This window comes from Tsukamurella tyrosinosolvens (assembly GCF_900104775.1).
GTDB lineage: Bacteria > Actinomycetota > Actinomycetes > Mycobacteriales > Mycobacteriaceae > Tsukamurella > Tsukamurella tyrosinosolvens.
Map to the genome: position 1 here is coordinate 3,224,158 of NZ_FNSA01000003.1, position 15,528 is coordinate 3,239,685.

The 15,528-nt window shown below is 71.1% G+C and carries 13 protein-coding genes; 7 read left to right on the forward strand and 6 right to left on the reverse strand.

Annotation, left to right across the window (positions count from 1 at the left end; all coding sequences use genetic code 11):
• The first annotated feature begins 302 nt into the window (after positions 1–302).
• The 5 genes from tkt to pgl are packed head-to-tail and all read left to right on the forward strand — an operon-like array spanning position 303 to position 6,712.
• Complete coding sequence (tkt, locus tag BLW32_RS18005; RefSeq protein WP_068739000.1) at positions 303–2,402, forward strand: transketolase; 2,100 nt, start codon at positions 303–305, stop codon at positions 2,400–2,402.
• Positions 2,403–2,409: 7 nt separating this feature from the next.
• Positions 2,410–3,516 (forward strand): transaldolase, encoded by a 1,107-nt coding sequence (gene tal / locus BLW32_RS18010; RefSeq protein ID WP_068739002.1) that lies wholly within the window; start codon positions 2,410–2,412, stop codon positions 3,514–3,516.
• Positions 3,517–3,522: 6 nt separating this feature from the next.
• The gene (gene zwf / locus BLW32_RS18015; RefSeq protein WP_068739004.1) at positions 3,523–5,043 is read left to right on the forward strand and encodes a glucose-6-phosphate dehydrogenase; all 1,521 of its coding nucleotides are present in this window, start codon (positions 3,523–3,525) and stop codon (positions 5,041–5,043) included.
• Complete coding sequence (locus tag BLW32_RS18020) at positions 5,040–5,954, forward strand: glucose-6-phosphate dehydrogenase assembly protein OpcA (protein ID WP_068523155.1); 915 nt, start codon at positions 5,040–5,042, stop codon at positions 5,952–5,954. The genes zwf and BLW32_RS18020 overlap by 4 nt, the downstream gene beginning before the upstream one ends.
• A complete protein-coding gene (pgl, locus tag BLW32_RS18025; RefSeq protein ID WP_068739007.1) occupies positions 5,954–6,712 on the forward strand; it encodes a 6-phosphogluconolactonase in 759 nt (252 codons plus the stop codon). The genes BLW32_RS18020 and pgl overlap by 1 nt, the downstream gene beginning before the upstream one ends.
• Here pgl and BLW32_RS18030 read toward each other — a convergent pair.
• From BLW32_RS18030 to BLW32_RS18045, 4 genes are read right to left on the reverse strand one after another with little or no spacing between them, the layout of a single operon-like run.
• On the reverse strand, positions 6,709–7,401 hold the full coding sequence (locus BLW32_RS18030; RefSeq protein ID WP_068739009.1) for a VOC family protein: 693 nt from the start codon (positions 7,399–7,401) through the stop codon (positions 6,709–6,711). The genes pgl and BLW32_RS18030 overlap by 4 nt on opposite strands.
• Positions 7,402–7,422: 21 nt before the next feature.
• On the reverse strand, positions 7,423–8,364 hold the full coding sequence (locus BLW32_RS18035) for a WXG100-like domain-containing protein (RefSeq protein ID WP_068739011.1): 942 nt from the start codon (positions 8,362–8,364) through the stop codon (positions 7,423–7,425).
• Positions 8,361–8,669 carry a hypothetical protein gene (locus BLW32_RS18040; protein WP_068739013.1) on the reverse strand — a complete coding sequence of 103 codons (309 nt, stop codon included), beginning with the start codon at positions 8,667–8,669 and terminating at the stop codon, positions 8,361–8,363. The genes BLW32_RS18035 and BLW32_RS18040 overlap by 4 nt, the downstream gene beginning before the upstream one ends.
• Positions 8,666–9,001, reverse strand: coding sequence for a YbaB/EbfC family nucleoid-associated protein (locus BLW32_RS18045; RefSeq protein WP_068626834.1), 336 nt, complete (start codon positions 8,999–9,001; stop codon positions 8,666–8,668). Before BLW32_RS18045 ends, BLW32_RS18040 begins: the two co-directional genes overlap by 4 nt.
• Before the next feature lie 212 nt (positions 9,002–9,213).
• Between BLW32_RS18045 and BLW32_RS18050 the strand changes: the two genes are divergently transcribed.
• Entirely contained in the window at positions 9,214–10,362 is a 1,149-nt protein-coding gene (locus BLW32_RS18050; protein WP_068520759.1) for an acyl-CoA dehydrogenase family protein, read from the forward strand.
• A 142-nt stretch (positions 10,363–10,504) separates the two neighbouring features.
• Positions 10,505–12,163 carry a serine/threonine-protein kinase gene (locus BLW32_RS18055; RefSeq protein ID WP_068739015.1) on the forward strand — a complete coding sequence of 553 codons (1,659 nt, stop codon included), beginning with the start codon at positions 10,505–10,507 and terminating at the stop codon, positions 12,161–12,163.
• Between the two features lie 4 nt (positions 12,164–12,167).
• On the opposite strand, the gene BLW32_RS18060 is transcribed toward BLW32_RS18055, so the two are convergent.
• Together BLW32_RS18060 and ppc are read right to left on the reverse strand one after the other, a co-directional pair.
• Positions 12,168–12,611, reverse strand: coding sequence for a limonene-1,2-epoxide hydrolase family protein (locus BLW32_RS18060; RefSeq protein WP_068739017.1), 444 nt, complete (start codon positions 12,609–12,611; stop codon positions 12,168–12,170).
• A 69-nt stretch (positions 12,612–12,680) separates the two neighbouring features.
• Positions 12,681–15,434 carry a phosphoenolpyruvate carboxylase gene (gene ppc / locus BLW32_RS18065; protein WP_068739019.1) on the reverse strand — a complete coding sequence of 918 codons (2,754 nt, stop codon included), beginning with the start codon at positions 15,432–15,434 and terminating at the stop codon, positions 12,681–12,683.
• Between the last annotated feature and the right edge of the window lie 94 nt (positions 15,435–15,528).

Here is a 15,528-nt window from a genome sequence, read left to right on the forward strand (position 1 = left end):
GTGCCGCACTCTCTCCTGACGGGTCCGGGCGTAGCCGGACTCACTTCCTCCCCGGTCGGGGCTGACCGACCGCGGGCGGTGGGACAGCTGTCCCGCCGCGGGTCCGCGACCGGCGCCGACCCCATCTACTACGAGCCATGGTAGTCCTCCGGTCCCGCGTCGCCGAATCGGGTTCACCGCCGCGGAGCGGGGCGACGGCCACCCGTCGACCTACCCGGTAGTTTCCGCAGACCGTGCGTCGCCGCCGAGTAGGGTTCACACTTGAGCACGCACGCCCACACGACCAGGAGAGTCCGCCAGCCGTGACCAGCACCGCCGAGATCCACGCCCTCACCACGCCGCATCACCCCGCCGACTGGACCGATCTCGACACGCGTGCGGTGGACACCGCCCGGGTGCTGGCGGCCGACGCGGTGCAGAAGGTCGGTAACGGCCATCCCGGCACCGCCATGAGCCTCGCTCCCCTGGCCTACACCCTGTTCCAGAAGGTCATGGTCCACGACCCGTCGGACACGCACTGGATCGGCCGCGACCGGTTCGTCCTGTCCTGCGGCCACTCGAGCCTGACGCTGTACCTGCAGCTCTACTTGGGCGGCTTCGGCCTGGAGCTGAGCGATCTCGAGGCGCTGCGCACCGAGGGCTCCCTGACCCCCGGCCACCCCGAGTACGGGCACACCAAGGGCGTCGAGATCACCACCGGCCCGCTGGGCCAGGGCCTCGCGTCCGCTGTGGGCATGGCGATGGCCTCGCGCTACGAGCGCGGCCTGTTCGACCCGGAGGCGGCGCCGGGCACCAGCCCGTTCGACCACTTCGTCTACGTCATCGCCTCCGACGGCGACATCGAGGAGGGCGTGACCTCCGAGGCGTCCTCGCTGGCGGGCACGCAGCAGCTGGGCAACCTCGTCGTCTTCTACGACGACAACAAGATCTCCATCGAGCACAACACCGACATCGCCCTGTCGGAGGACGTGGCCAAGCGCTACGAGGCGTACGGCTGGCACGTCCAGTACGTCGAGGGCGGCGAGAACGTCACCGCGATCGAGGAGGCCGTCGCGGCCGCCAAGGCGGTCACCGACAAGCCGTCGATCATCGTCCTGCGCACGATCATCGGCTTCCCCGCCCCCAACAAGATGAACACGGGCGGAGTGCACGGCTCCGCGCTGGGCGCCGACGAGGTGGCCGCGGTCAAGGAGATCCTCGGCTTCGACCCCGCGAAGGACTTCGACGTGGCCCCCGAAGTCATCGCGCACGCGCGCGAGCTGGTGAAGCGCGGTCGGTCCGCGCACGAGGCGTGGAACGCGACGTTCGACGCCTGGGCCGCCACCAACCCGGAGCGCAAGGCGCTGCTGGACCGGCTCGAGGCCGGCACGCTGCCCGCGGGCTGGGACGCCGAGTTGCCCACCTGGAGCGTCGACGACAAGGCCATCGCGACCCGCGCCGCGTCGGGCGCCTTCCTCGCGGCCGCCGGGCAGACCCTGCCCGAGCTGTGGGGCGGCTCCGCCGACCTCGCGGGCTCGAACAACACCACGATCAAGGGCGCCGATTCCTTCGGCCCCACGTCGATCTCGACCGAGGACTGGAACGCACAGCCCTACGGCCGCACCCTGCACTTCGGCATCCGCGAGCACGCGATGGGCTCGATCCTCAACGGCATCGTGCTGCACGGCAAGACCCGCCCCTACGCGGGCACCTTCCTCCAGTTCGCGGACTACATGCGCCCCGCCGTCCGCCTCGCGGCCCTCATGGACATCGACCCGATCTACGTGTGGACGCACGACTCGGTCGGTCTCGGCGAGGACGGCCCGACGCACCAGCCGGTCGAGCACCTCGCCGCGCTCCGCGCGATCCCGGGCCTGAACGTGGTCCGCCCGGCCGACGCCAACGAGACCGTCGCGGCGTGGAAGGCCACCCTCGAGCGCACCGGCGGCAACGGCCCCACCGGCCTGATCCTCACCCGCCAGGGCGTGCCGATCCTGCCCGGGACGTCCGCCGAGGGCGTCGCGCGCGGCGGCTACGTCCTCAAGGATGCCGACGGTGCCACCCCCGACGTCATCATCATCGGCACCGGCTCCGAGGTGCAGCTGGCACTGCAGGCCGCGGACCTGCTCGCCGCGAAGGGCATCGGCGCGCGCGTCGTCTCCATGCCCTCGGTCGAGTGGTTCCACGCCCAGGACAAGGCGTACCAGGACAGCGTGCTGCCGCCTGCGGTCAAGGCGCGCGTCGCCGTCGAGGCCGGCATCGCCCAGTCGTGGTGGCGCATCGTCGGCGGCTTCGGCGAGGTCGTGTCGCTCGAGCACTTCGGCGAGTCCGCCTCCGACAAGGTCCTGTTCGCTAAGTACGGATTCACCGGCGAGAACGTGGCCCAGAAGGCCGAGCAGTCCCTCGCCAACCTGAAGGGATAACCACACCATGGCTCAGAACCCGAATCTCGCCGCGCTCTACGAGGCCGGCGTCTCCGTCTGGCTCGACGACCTCTCGCGCGGCCTGATCCAGTCCGGCAAGCTCGCGGAGCTCCCGCAGACGGACTCCGTCACCGGCGTCACCACGAACCCGGCGATCTTCCAGTCCGCGCTGTCCAAGGGCACCGAGTACGACGAGCAGGTGCGCGAGCTCGCCGCCCGCGGCGCCGACGTCGACCAGACGATCCGCACCGTCACCACCGACGACGTCCGCGCGGCGTGCGACGTGCTGGCCCCCGTCTTCGAGCGGACCGGCGGCGTCGACGGTCGCGTCTCGATCGAGGTCGACCCGCGCCTCGCGCACGACACCGAGGGCACCGTCGCGCAGGCGATCGAGCTGCACAAGATCGTCGACCGGCCGAACGTGCTCATCAAGATCCCCGCCACCCTCGCCGGGCTGCCCGCGATCACCCGCGTCATCGCCGAGGGCATCTCGGTGAACGTGACGCTGATCTTCTCGGTCGAGCGTCACCGCCAGGTCATGGACGCCTACCTCGACGGCATCGAGGCGGCGGCCGCGGCCGGCCGGAACGTGGCCGAGATCTACTCCGTCGCGTCGTTCTTCGTCTCCCGCGTGGACACCGAGATCGACAAGCGCCTGGACGCGATCGGCACCGACGCGGCGCTCGCCCTGCGCGGTAAGGCGGGCCTCGCCAACGCGCGCCTGGCCTACGCCGCCTACGAGGAGATCTTCGGCGCCGCCCGGTTCGCCGCGATCGAGGGCGCCAACGTGCAGCGGCCGCTGTGGGCGTCGACGGGCGTGAAGAACCCGGCGTACCCCGACACCCTGTACGTCGCGGAGCTGATCGCGCCGAACACCGTGAACACCATGCCCGGCGCCACGATGGCGGCGTTCGCCGATCACGGCACGGTCACCGACGGCACGATCATCGGTCGCGCCGAGGAGTCGGCGCAGGTCTTCGCCGACCTGCAGGGCGCGGGCGTCGACCTCGCGGCCGTCTTCGAGCTCCTCGAGACCGAGGGCGTGGAGAAGTTCGAGCAGGCCTGGCAGCAGTTGCTCGACGCGACCGCCGAGCAGCTCAAGGCCGGGGCCTAGCACCCGGTGACCTGGACCAATCCGCTCCGGGACCCCCGCGATCGTCGCCTGCCGAGGATCGCGGGGCCCTCGTCCCTGGTGATCTTCGGCGTCACGGGCGACCTGTCCCGGCGCAAGCTGATGCCCGCCGTGTACGACTTGGCCAACCGCGGCCTGCTCCCGCCCGGCTTCTCGCTGGTGGGCTTCGGCCGCCGCCCGTGGACCGATGAGGACTTCGCGGCGACGGTCCGGGAGGCAGCGAAGGCACACTCGCGCACCGAGTTCCGGGACGACGTCTGGGAGCGCCTGGCCGAGGGCATCCGGTTCGTCCAGGGCGCGTTCGACGATGACGACTCCTTCGACCGGCTCTCGGCGGCGCTGGCCGACCTGGACGCCGAGCGCGGCACCGGCGGCAACACCGCGTTCTACCTCTCCATCCCGCCGGACGCCTTCCCGACGGTGTGCGAGCAGCTCAAGCGCTCGGGCCTCGCCGATCAGTCCGAGGGCTGGCGGCGCGTGGTGATCGAGAAGCCCTTCGGGCACGACCTCGAGTCCGCGCAGAAGCTCAACGCGGTGGTCAACGACGTCTTCGCCGAGGATTCGGTCTTCCGGATCGATCACTACCTCGGCAAGGAGACGGTGCAGAACATCCTCGCGCTGCGCTTCGCGAACCAGCTGTTCGAGCCGACCTGGAACAGCCACTACGTGGACAGCGTCCAGATCACCATGGCCGAGGACATCGGCCTCGGTGGCCGCGCCGGCTACTACGACGGCATCGGCGCCGCCCGCGACGTGATCCAGAACCACCTGCTGCAGCTCATGGCGCTGGTGGCGATGGAGGAACCGACCAGCTTCCACCCGGCGGAGCTGCAGGCGGAGAAGATCAAGGTGCTCTCGGCGACGTCGCCCGTCGAGCCGCTCGCTGAGACGTCCGCGCGCGGCCAGTACGGGCCCGGCTGGCAGGGCAGCGAGAAGGTCGTGGGCCTGCTCCAGGAGGAGGGCTTCAGCGAGACCTCCACCACCGAGACCTACGCCGCGATCACCGTCGAGATCGCCTCCCGGCGGTGGGCGGGCGTGCCCTTCTACCTGCGCACGGGCAAGCGGCTGGGGCGCCGCGTCACCGAGATCGCGCTGATGTTCAAGCGCGCCCCGCACCTGCCCTTCGATGACACCATGACCGAGGAACTGGGCCAGAACGCGCTCGTCATCCGCGTGCAACCCGACGAGGGCGTGACCCTCCGGTTCGGCTCGAAGGTGCCGGGCAGCTCCATGGAGGTCCGCGACGTCAACATGGACTTCAGCTACGGCGAGGCCTTCACGGTGAGCTCGCCGGAGGCCTACGAGCGGCTGATCCTCGACGTGCTGCTGGGCGAGCCGTCGCTGTTCCCGGTGAACGCCGAGGTCGAGCTGTCCTGGAAGATCCTCGATCCGGTGCTCGCACTGTGGGCCGAGGGCGGCCGGCCCGAGGAGTACGAGTCCGGGTCGTGGGGCCCGGCGTCGGCCGATGCGATGCTGGCCCGGACCGGAAGGACGTGGCGGCGCCCATGATTCTCGATCTCCCGGACACCTCCACGCAGGACGTCTCGAAGCAACTGGTCCGCCTGCGCGAGTCGGGCGGCGCGGTCACCCTGGGCCGCGTGCTGACGCTCATCATCTCCGCGGAGGAGGGCGAGCCCACCGAGAGCGCGATCGAGGCCACCAACGCCGCGTCGCGCGAGCACCCGTGCCGCGTGATCGTGGTGGCCCGCGGCCCCCGCGCCGAACGGACCCGCCTCGACGCCCAGATCCGCGTGGGCGGCGACGCCGGCGCGTCGGAGGTCGTGGTGCTGCGCCTGTTCGGCGAGCTGGCCGATCACGGCGCGTCCGTGATCGTGCCGTTCCTGCTCCCCGATACGCCCGTCGTCGCCTGGTGGCCCGGCGCGGCGCCCGCGGTGCCGTCCGCCGACAAGGTGGGCGCGCTCGCGACGCGCCGCATCACCGACGCCACCGCGTCCGACGATTCCGTGGCGGTCCTGGCCGGCCGCCGCGACGGATTCGCCCCCGGCGACTCGGATCTGGCGTGGTCGCGGATCACCCCGTGGCGCGCGCTCCTGGCGTCGGCGCTGGACCAGCCACCGTTCGAGCCGATCACCTCCGCGGTGGTCACAGGCCCGTCGAACAGCCCCGGCATCGACCTGCTCGCGGGCTGGCTCCGCGCGCAGCTCGACGTCCCCGTCCGGCGCCGCGCCGGCAGCTTCGAGGTGCAGCTCGACCGCGCGAGCGGGCCGCTGCGCCTCGAGTTCGACCAGAACTCCACGGCCGTCCTCGTCCGGCCCGGGCAGCCCGACGGCCGCGTCGCGATCCGGCGCCGGGACGTGGCGGACTGCCTCGCGGAGGAGCTGCGGCGCCTCGACGACGACGACATCTACTACACGGCGTTGGGCGGCGTGTCCGACGTGGACCGATCGGAGATGCCCTGATGACCGAGCCCACCGTCCGCACGTTCGACGATGCCGACGCCCTCGTCGCGGCGGCCGCCGACGACCTGGTGGCGGTGATCGAGCGGGCGCAGGCCGAGCGGGGCTTCGCCTCGATCGTGCTGACCGGCGGCACCAACGGCAACGCGCTCTCGGCGGCGCTGCGGGACAGGGTGATCGACTGGTCGCGGATCGACGTCTTCTTCGGCGACGAGCGCTTCGTCGCGGGCGACGACCCGGACCGCAACGTGCTGCAGGCCGAGGACGCGCTGCTCGCCCACGTGCCGATCCCGGACGCGAACGTCTACCGCTTCCCCGCCTCCGACGAGTTCAGCGGCGACGGAGCCCTGGCGGCCCGCGTCTACGCGAAGCGATTGGCGGACAACGCCTCCGCCCGTGGCAACGCCGTCACGGCGGGCGAGGGCACGGTGCCGCGGTTCGACGTTCACCTGCTCGGCATGGGCGGCGAGGGCCACATCAACTCGCTCTTCCCGGACACCGACGCGGTCCGCGAGACGGAGGCCGTCGTGGTGTCGGTGCGCGACTCCCCCAAGCCGCCGCCGCGGCGCCTCACGCTCACCCTGCCGGCGGTCGGCGCCGCTCGCCGCGTGTGGCTGCTCGTCTCCGGCGCCGAGAAGGCCGAGGCCGTGGCCGCCGGCGTCGGCGGCGCCTCGCCCGAGGACTGGCCCTGCGCCGGCGCGCACGGCTCCGAGGAGACCGTCTGGTACCTCGACGGTGCCGCCGCCTCCCAGCTCGGCTAGGACTGCTCCAGCACGATCGTCGGGACGCCCAGCGCGGGGTCCTTGACCGTGGCGACCCGCGTACCCGGCTTCGCGCCGCGCCGCACATCGCTCACGGTGATGCCCTGCTCGGTCAGGCGGGTGTGCGTCGCGTCCGCGTCGACGGTGCGCCACGCCACGCCCCACAGGCCGTCCGGGCCCGCTGGGTCGGCGTCCTCCCCCTCCTGCAGGACGACCTCGACGAGCAGGTCGCCGCGGCGGAAGAACAACTGGTGCACGCCCCACGACTGCACCCGGTCCAGGCGCAGGTCGAAGTCGAGCCGGCCGCACAGCGTCGCGATGATGCGGTCGCGGTTCGGCGAGGTGAGCACGACGTGGTCGACGCCGGTGATCTCCGCGCCCGGCCCGGCCGCGGGTTCCGTCGGGCCCGCGAGACCGAGAACGAGTCCGTCGGCGGCACCGGCGAATCCGGCGCCGATATCGGTCAGCGGCAAGCCGCGCCGCTCGGCGAGCGTCGCCGCCGCGGCGACGTCGTCCGCGGCGACGAGCAGGCCTGAGCTCTTGGCCCACGACGGTGCGCCGACCGTCACATCGATCCCGCCCGCGGTGTATCGCTCCGCCGGGTCGCCGCCGAGCAGCCGGGCGTGCGCGACTCGCGCTTCGGTCGGGACGTCGAGGATCAGCAGGTCACGCGCAGCGTCGAAGGTCACCCCGCCATCCTGCCGTAGCTGCTACGCCGGGGCTGATTCGGACCACGCCGACCATCCGTCGCCCATCGCCTTGATTCCACTGGTCCCCGCTGACACGGCGACCTCGCCGAGCGAGGAGACGGGGCTGTTTCCGGCGAGATGGAAGGCGGTCTGAACGACGACGCCGTCATCGACCGCGCGGGTCGTCGCCGCGGCCACGTTGTCGATGCCGGTGCTGGTGCGCTTCAGTGCCCGCGCGGCCGTACCGAGAGCGGACACCTTCTCGGCGAGCGCCTCCAGCTTGGTCGTGAGCTTGCGCAGCACCCCGGCGAACTTCTGGGCGAGGGTCGCGCCGCGCAGCAGGATCGAGTTCGTCGCCGCGACGACCGAGGCACCGCCGGTGGGAACCGATGACGCCGTGGCGGCGGCGTAGCTCGCGGCGGCCCACACCGCGAGGGACGCGAGCTCGTCTCTGATGAAGTTGCGGACCTCGACGACGAGGGCTCCCGCGATGCTCACCCCGGTCGCAGTGGCTCTCGCCGCGGTGCCGAGAGCCTCACTGTGCTCGGCGAGAGCGGTCGTGGCCTTGCGATACGCGTCGGCATCGACACCCGACCACCCGGACGACGTGGCGGACGAAGCCGTCCGCACCGCATCGGCGACGCCGGCGAGTGGGGTGGCGACCTTCTCGGTCCAGAGTTCGCTCAGATCCTCGATCTTGTCCGGATTTCCGGAGACGGCGTCGAGGGACGACTTCAGCGCCGGGATCGCCTCGATGACCCAGCCCACGCCCGAGGCGAAGAAGGTGCCGATCGGATCCTGCACAGCACTGCTCACTTCGGAGCCGATGCTCACGACCGCGGCGAGTAGCCCCATCGCGCTCTGATCCTCGACCACCGCCTCCGCAGCGTCGACCACGGCTTCGGCGAGTGGCACCCCCGCGACCGCATCGCCGACGGTGCCGATCACGCCGTCGCCGCTCATCGCCGCCCGGTTTCCGTCAACGCGGTCGCGCCACCCTGATCCGTCTGCTGGTTCACGGTGATGTTCCGCCGGAACTCCGCGCGGTGCGTCTCGAGCTCGCCGCTGTGCCTCGAGACCGATTCCGTGAGGTCGTCGAGAGCATCGTTCACACGAGTTGCGAGCCATCCGAACAGGGCGCCGTAGTCGCCGTCACCGACGCGATTGGACGACGACGTCGTCCCGGCCGCGCTCACAGTCGTCGCGATCGTGGTCAGCGCGCTCTCATGGGAGGCCGCGGTGGCCGGTGAGATCACGCAGTCCGTCATCGCTCCGCCTCCCCCGTGTACTGATCCCAGAAGTCGAGTCCCGGATAGAACTCGGTGGCGATCGAGTGGACCTCCCTGGCCGCAGCCTTCTCGGCCAGGGAGGCCGCCGTCATGATCTCCGCGCTCAGAGCCTCCCCCGAGTACTCCATCGCGCGGCCCGCGATCACCACGCCCGTGAGCCGTCCCCCCATTCCGACGGTGACCCGCACGTCCCCCCGTGCCGCCGTCCCGGTGCCCGATACCCGGGCCAATCGCTCACGAACCTCGTGCGCCTGCTCGGACGTCTTCTCCGCGTGAGCGGCGTCCGACCAGAACTGCGGTGTCGTGTCCAACTCGTTCCCCCGATCTCGTTGGTTTTTCCTCCGCATCAATTAGACGCACCGGCTCCACGAACGGTTCCGAAGATTTTTGCGGCGCCCCCTCGGCACGCCGGTCCACCCTTCCGACCTGCACCTATCCCCCGAATCCTTCACCCGTGCTTGTTTTCGACGAGCCGGTTCTGATTTAGTGGTGCGGCAACCCTCCGCAGAAAGGTGGTCACCCCATGGCCGCACGCCGCCGCTCGAGCTGGATGAACGACGAGCTCGACGCCCTCCGCGACCTCGCGGACAAGTTCCTGGCGAAGGAACTCACCCCCAACATCGAGAAGTTCGCCGAGCAGCACCACGTCGATCGCGACCTTTGGAACAAGGCCGGCGAACTGGGCCTGCTGTGCCTGTCGATCCCCGAGGAGTACGGCGGCGGTGGCGGCGACTTCCGCCACGAGTCGGTGCTCATCGCCGCGCAGGCGCAGGCCTTCGACACCAGCTGGGGCGTCTCGCTGCACAACGGCATCGTCGCGCACTACATCCTCGCGTACGGCACCGAGGAGCAGAAGCAGGCCTGGCTGCCCAAGATGGCCTCCGGCGAGGCTGTCGGCGCCATCGCGATGACCGAGCCCGGCACCGGCTCGGACCTGCAGAACGTGAAGACCCGCGCCATCAAGACCGGCGGCGAGTACGTCATCAACGGCAGCAAGACCTTCATCACGAACGGCCAGCAGGCCGACATCGTGGTCCTGGTCTGCAAGACCAACCCCGACGAGGGCGCCGCCGGCATCTCGCTGATCCTGGTCGAGGCCGACCGCGAGGGCTTCCGCAAGGGCAACATCCTCAACAAGATCGGCCAGAAGGGCCAGGACACCTCCGAGCTGTTCTTCGACGACGTGCACGTGCCCGTCGAGAACCTCCTCGGCACCCAGGAGGGCCAGGGCTTCTACCAGCTCATGCAGCAGCTGCCGCAGGAGCGCCTCATCATCGGCCAGGCCTGCGTCGCGGGCATGGAGGTCATCTTCGAGGAGACCCTGCGCTACACCAAGGAGCGGGAGGCCTTCGGCCGCCCCATCTTCGGTTTCCAGAACACCAAGTTCAAGCTCGCCGAGGCGCTCACCGAGACCACCATCGCGCGGGTCTTCGTGGACGACTGCATCGAGAAGCACGTCAAGGGCGAGCTCGACATCCCGACGGTGGCGATGGCGAAGTGGTGGACCTCGGACCGTGCCCAGGAGGTCGCGTCCGAGTGCCTGCAGCTGTTCGGCGGCTACGGCTACATGGCCGAGTACCCGGCGGCGCGCTTCTGGGTCGACAACCGCGTCCAGATGATCTACGCCGGCACCAACGAGATCATGAAGGAGATCATCGCGCGCACGCTCTGAGCGCACGAGATCCCCGGCGCCCGGGTGTCATCCGTTCGGATGTCACCCGGGCGTTCCCGTCTCCGGAGTCTGGCTCATCACGGCCGTTCCTGTCGGTCGATCCCGCTACGATCAGCGCAGCACGCAGCGGGAGGGGACGTCCATGAGCGAGGGCACGCGCAGCGGGAGCACGCTGGGGCCGTACGAGATCGGCCGCCTGCTCGGCCGCGGCGGCATGGGCGAGGTCTACCTCGCGCACGACGCGCAGCGCGATCGGGACGTCGCGCTGAAGCTGCTGCACGCATCGGCCGCGGAGGATCCTCAGTTCCGCGAGCGCTTCTCCCGCGAATCGCAGACGGTGGCGCGCCTCGCGGACCCGCACGTCATCCCCATCCACGACTTCGGCGAGATCGACGGGGTGTTGTTCATCGACATGCGCTTGGTCGAGGGCCGCAATCTCGCGGAGGTCCTGCACGACGGTCCGCTGCCTCCGGACCGCGCCGTCTCCCTCGTCGAGCAGGTGGCCGGCGCGCTCGACGCGGCGCACGCCAAGGGCCTCGTGCACCGGGACGTCAAGCCCGCCAACATCGAACTCACCGAGTCGGGGTTCCCGTACCTGCTCGACTTCGGGCTCGCGGTCGCCGATACGCAGTCCCGGATGACGTCGGCGGGACTGTTCGTCGGCTCGCAGGCGTACGCGGCGCCCGAGCGGTTCGACGGTGACTCGGCCACCGTCGCGAGCGACGTGTACTCGCTGGCGTGCGTCCTGTTCGAGGCGCTCACCGGGCACGCCCCGTACCGCGGCGACAGCCTCGGCGCCATGCTCAAGCAGCACCTCACGGCCCCGATCCCCCGCCCGAGCACGGAGGCGTCGGTCCCGCCGGCGATGGACACCGTGATCGCGCGGGGCATGGCGAAGGATCCGGCCGACCGGTTCAGCAGCTGCGGCGAGCTGGCGAGCGCCGCGCGGGAGGCGCTCGCCGGGCACAGCGTCGACGTCCCGCTCCCCTCGCCCGCCTACGAGCAGACGCTGATCCGGCCACTCGCACAGCCGTCCGATCCCACCGTGATCTCGCAGCCGCATCCGCCGGCGTACTCCGACCCCACCGTCGTCTCCCAACCGTCGCCGCCGGCGTCGTACCCGCGAGCGGGGTCCCACCCGCACGCCCCGTCGTACCCGGCCGCACCGTCGTACCCGGTGGCCCCGGCCTACCAGCAGGCACCGCCGCCCGCGAAGAGTCGGGCGGTGCCGATCCTCGCCGTCGTCGCGGCGGTGCTGATCGGGGCCACGGCCGTGCTGGGCTACGTCGCGCTGTCGGACCGCAGGACCGCCCCGATCGCGCAGACCGCGGGCGCCACCGCAACCGCGACGGTGACTGCCACGCCAGCCGCACCGACCACCACCGACACGACGCCGACCACGACGACCGCCGCTCCGAACCCCCTCACGGCCCTGCAGAGTCGCGCGGCGGCGGATCGGTCCGTCGTCCTCGCGACGCTGAACAACCGCTGGGTCGCCCAGCTGTCATCGAAGTGGTCGGGCGTGCAGGACCTCGGCAAGACCTGGTACGAGGCCGACATCCTCGGCGAGATCGCGTACTTCGATCAGCGGTTCGGCTCCGTGCGCGTCCTGTCGAGCACCGACTGGTCGGTGTACGAGCACAACCGCCAGTACTGGATCGCGATCTACGCCGGCAGCAGCTGGGACAGCCCGGAACCGGCGAAGGCGTGGTGCCTGCAGCAGAGCATCGACCGCGATCACTGCGCCGCGAAGCTCATCTCGGACACCCACCCCGTCGAGGGCAGCACCAGCTACAACTGACGCCTCAGCGCTGCAGCGGCGTCATCTTCCGCTGTGCGGCGGGGATCGCCAGCGCGAGCACGCCGCGCACGACGCCCTTCGCGATGTCGACGTTGTCGAAGTAGTCGCGCCACAGCACGATCCGGCCGTCCTGCACATCGAACCGGCCGCACACCCAGAACCGCACGCGCAGCGGACCCACCCGCAGCTCGTCGATGCGCTCGGTGAGCACGAGGGCACCGTCGGACGCGATGGAGGTGACCTCGACGCCGAAGCCGAGGGCGGGGAGCGCGAGCAGCCGGATCACCCGGCCCGCGCGGTTCCGCCCGCGCAGGGTCGCCAGGCCCACGTTCGTGTAGACCACGTCCTCGTCGAAGGCTGCGACCGCCTCCTCGGCACGTCCGTCCTGCATATCGGCGAGGAAGGCCAGTACCGTCGCCTGTTCGTCCTGCACAACCACGTCAGTCATGCGGCCGACAGTACCGCCGCGGGGCCGCCGAGTCCTCCGCCCTGGGGCGGAGAACTCGATGCGGAGAAGCTAGCCGGAGTTGCGCAGGGCGGTCGCGAGGCCGTTCATGGTCAGCAGGATGCCGCGCTGCACCAGGGGGTCCTCGTCGCCCGAGCGGTACCTGCGCAGCAGCTCCACCTGCAGATGGTTGAGCGGCTCGAGGTACGGGAACCGGTTGAACACGGAGCGCTTGAGCGCGTGGTTGTCGGCGAGCAGGTCGTCGGTCTCGGTGATCGCGAAGTACATCTCGATGGTGCGGCGGTGCTCGTCGGCGATCTTGCCGAAGACGCGTTCCCGCAGCGCCGCGTCCGGCACGAGGTCCGCGTAGCGGGCGGCCAGACCGAGGTCCGACTTGGCGAGGACCTGCGCCATGTTGGAGAGCACCGACCGGAAGAAGGGCCACCGCCGGTACAGGTCGCGCAGTCGCTCCAGTCGCGCCGGTTCTCCCCCGATCCACGCCTCGAACGCCGTTCCGGTGCCGTAGAACCCGGGCAGCATGACGCGCGAGAGCGACCAGGCCATCACCCACGGGATCGCCCGCAGGTCCGAGATCTTCGACGTCTGCTTGCGCGAACTGGGGCGCGAACCGATGTTCAGCGAGCCGATCTCCTCCACGGGCGTGGAGGTCTTGAAGTACTCGACGAACCCGTCCGTGCGGTGCACGAGGTCGCCGTAGGCATCCCGGGCGAGGGCGGCGAGCTCGTCGAGGACCGCGTAGGCCTCCTCCGCGTCGTCGCCGAGGCCCTCGACGTCGAGCAGCGAGGACTCGAGGGTCGCCGCCACCAGGGACTCCAGGTTCCGCACGGCCAGTGCGGGTTCGGCGTACTTGGCCGCGATGATCTCGCCCTGCTCGGTGAGGCGCAGCGAGCCGCGGACGGCGCCCGGCGGCTGCGCGAGGATCGCGTCGTAGCTCGGCCCACCACCGCGGCCCACCGTGCCGCCGCGACCGTGGAAGAGCCGCAGCGTGATCCCGGCCTCGCGCGCCATCGCGACGAGGTCGAGCTCGGCCCGGTACAGCGCCCAGTTGGCGGCGAGGTAGCCGCCGTCCTTATTGGAATCGCTGTAGCCCAGCATGATCTCCTGCAGTCCACCCTTGCCGTCGACCAGCGAGCGGTACGCCGGCACGGCGAACGCGGCGCGCATCGTGGCGGCGCCCTGCTGCAGGTCCTCGATGGTCTCGAAGAGCGGCACGATGTTCACGGGACACTCGGCGCCACCGTCGGTGTCGGGCCGCAGCAGGCCCGCCTCCTTCAGCAGCACCGCGGCCTCGAGCAGATCCGAGACGGACGTGCACATGGAGATGATGTAGTTCGGGATCGCCCGGGCGCCCAAGGATTCCACCGCGCGCGCCGCGGCGCGCAGCACGCCGAGCTCCTTGGTGGTCTGCTCGGAGAACGCAGCTCCCGGTCCCACGAGAGGGCGGCGCAGCCGCAGCTCTGCGGTGAGGAGACGGACGCGCTCGTCCTCGTCGAGGGCGGTGTAGTCGGGATGCACGCCGGCCCAGGCGAAGAGCTCGGCGATGGTCTCCTCGTGCACGTCGGAGTTCTGCCGCATGTCGAGGCCGGAGAGGTGGAAGCCGAAGGTGTTCACGGCCTCCCGCAGCGCCTGCAGACGGTCGTCGGCGATGAGACCGTCGCCGCCGGCCCGCAGCGAGGAGTCCACGACGCCCAGGTCCGCGAGGAGCTCCGACGGTCCGCCGTAGGGCTCTGCCCCGATCTCGGCGCGCGCGTCCAGCTGCTCGTCGAGCAGGGCGTCGGCGGTCGCGGTGAGGCGCCCGCGGATGCCCCGCAGGGCGCGGCGGTAGGGCTCGTCGGCGCGCTTGGGCGAGTCGTCCCACGCGGCGAGGGTCAGCAGCTCGTCGGCGACGGTGGTGAGGCGCGAGCTGAGGGCGAGCTCCTGTTCGAGCTGCAGGAGCTCGCGCAGGTAGTGGCCGAGCGCGGTCGCCGCGGCCCGCCGGGACGCCATGGTGACCACCTCGTCGGTGACGTTCGGGTTGCCGTCGCGGTCGCCGCCGATCCACGAGCCGGGCCGCACGATGGGCTCGGACAGGAGGGGCGTTCCCGGGTAGAGCTCCCGCAGCCGGATCCGCGCCTCGCGGTTGATGGCGGGCATCACCTGCAGGAAGGCGGAGTCGAAGTAGCGCAGGCCGTTCTCGATCTCGTCCTGGATGCGCAGCCGCTCGAGCCGGACGAGGGCGGTGTCCCACAGCGTCAGGATCTGGCGCCGGAGCCCGACCTGCACCCGCTCCTCCTCGCGCGCGTCCAGCTGCGTGCGGTCGCGGTAGCGCATGAGCTCGGTGATCCGGTGCTGGGTGTCGAAGACGGTGCGCCGGCGGGTCTCGGTCGGGTGGGCGGTGATCACGGGCACGACGAGCGCGTGCCGGAGCGCCGCGGCGACGTCGGCACCGTCGAGCCCGGCGTCCTCCAGGAGTCCGTAGGTGTGGGCCAGCGACGAGGCCTGGGGCGGCTCGCCCGCGCGGACGTGGATGGCGCGGCGACGCTCGCGGTGCAGGTCCTCGGCGAGGTTGGCGAGGAGGGCGAAGTGCGAGAAGGCGCGGATGACCGGGATCGCCTCGGCGGTGGGCACGTCGGCGAACAGGGCGGCGAGCTGCTCGCGGTCCAGCTCGGACCGGCGGACGGCGAAGGACTCCTGGCGGGCCCGTTCGACGAGGTCGAAGATCTGTGGTCCGGCCTGTTCGCGGACGGTGTCGCCGAGGATCCCGCCCAGCAGCCGGATGTCGTCGCGGAGGGGTTCGGTGGCGGCGCGGCCCGGGTCACTGGTCATGCTGGGCAGTATTCCTACCGCCTGCTCAGATTTCGAGGTGAGCGCTCATATGGGCGGCCTGCCCGGCGGCGCCCGTCAACGACGAAGGCGCCCC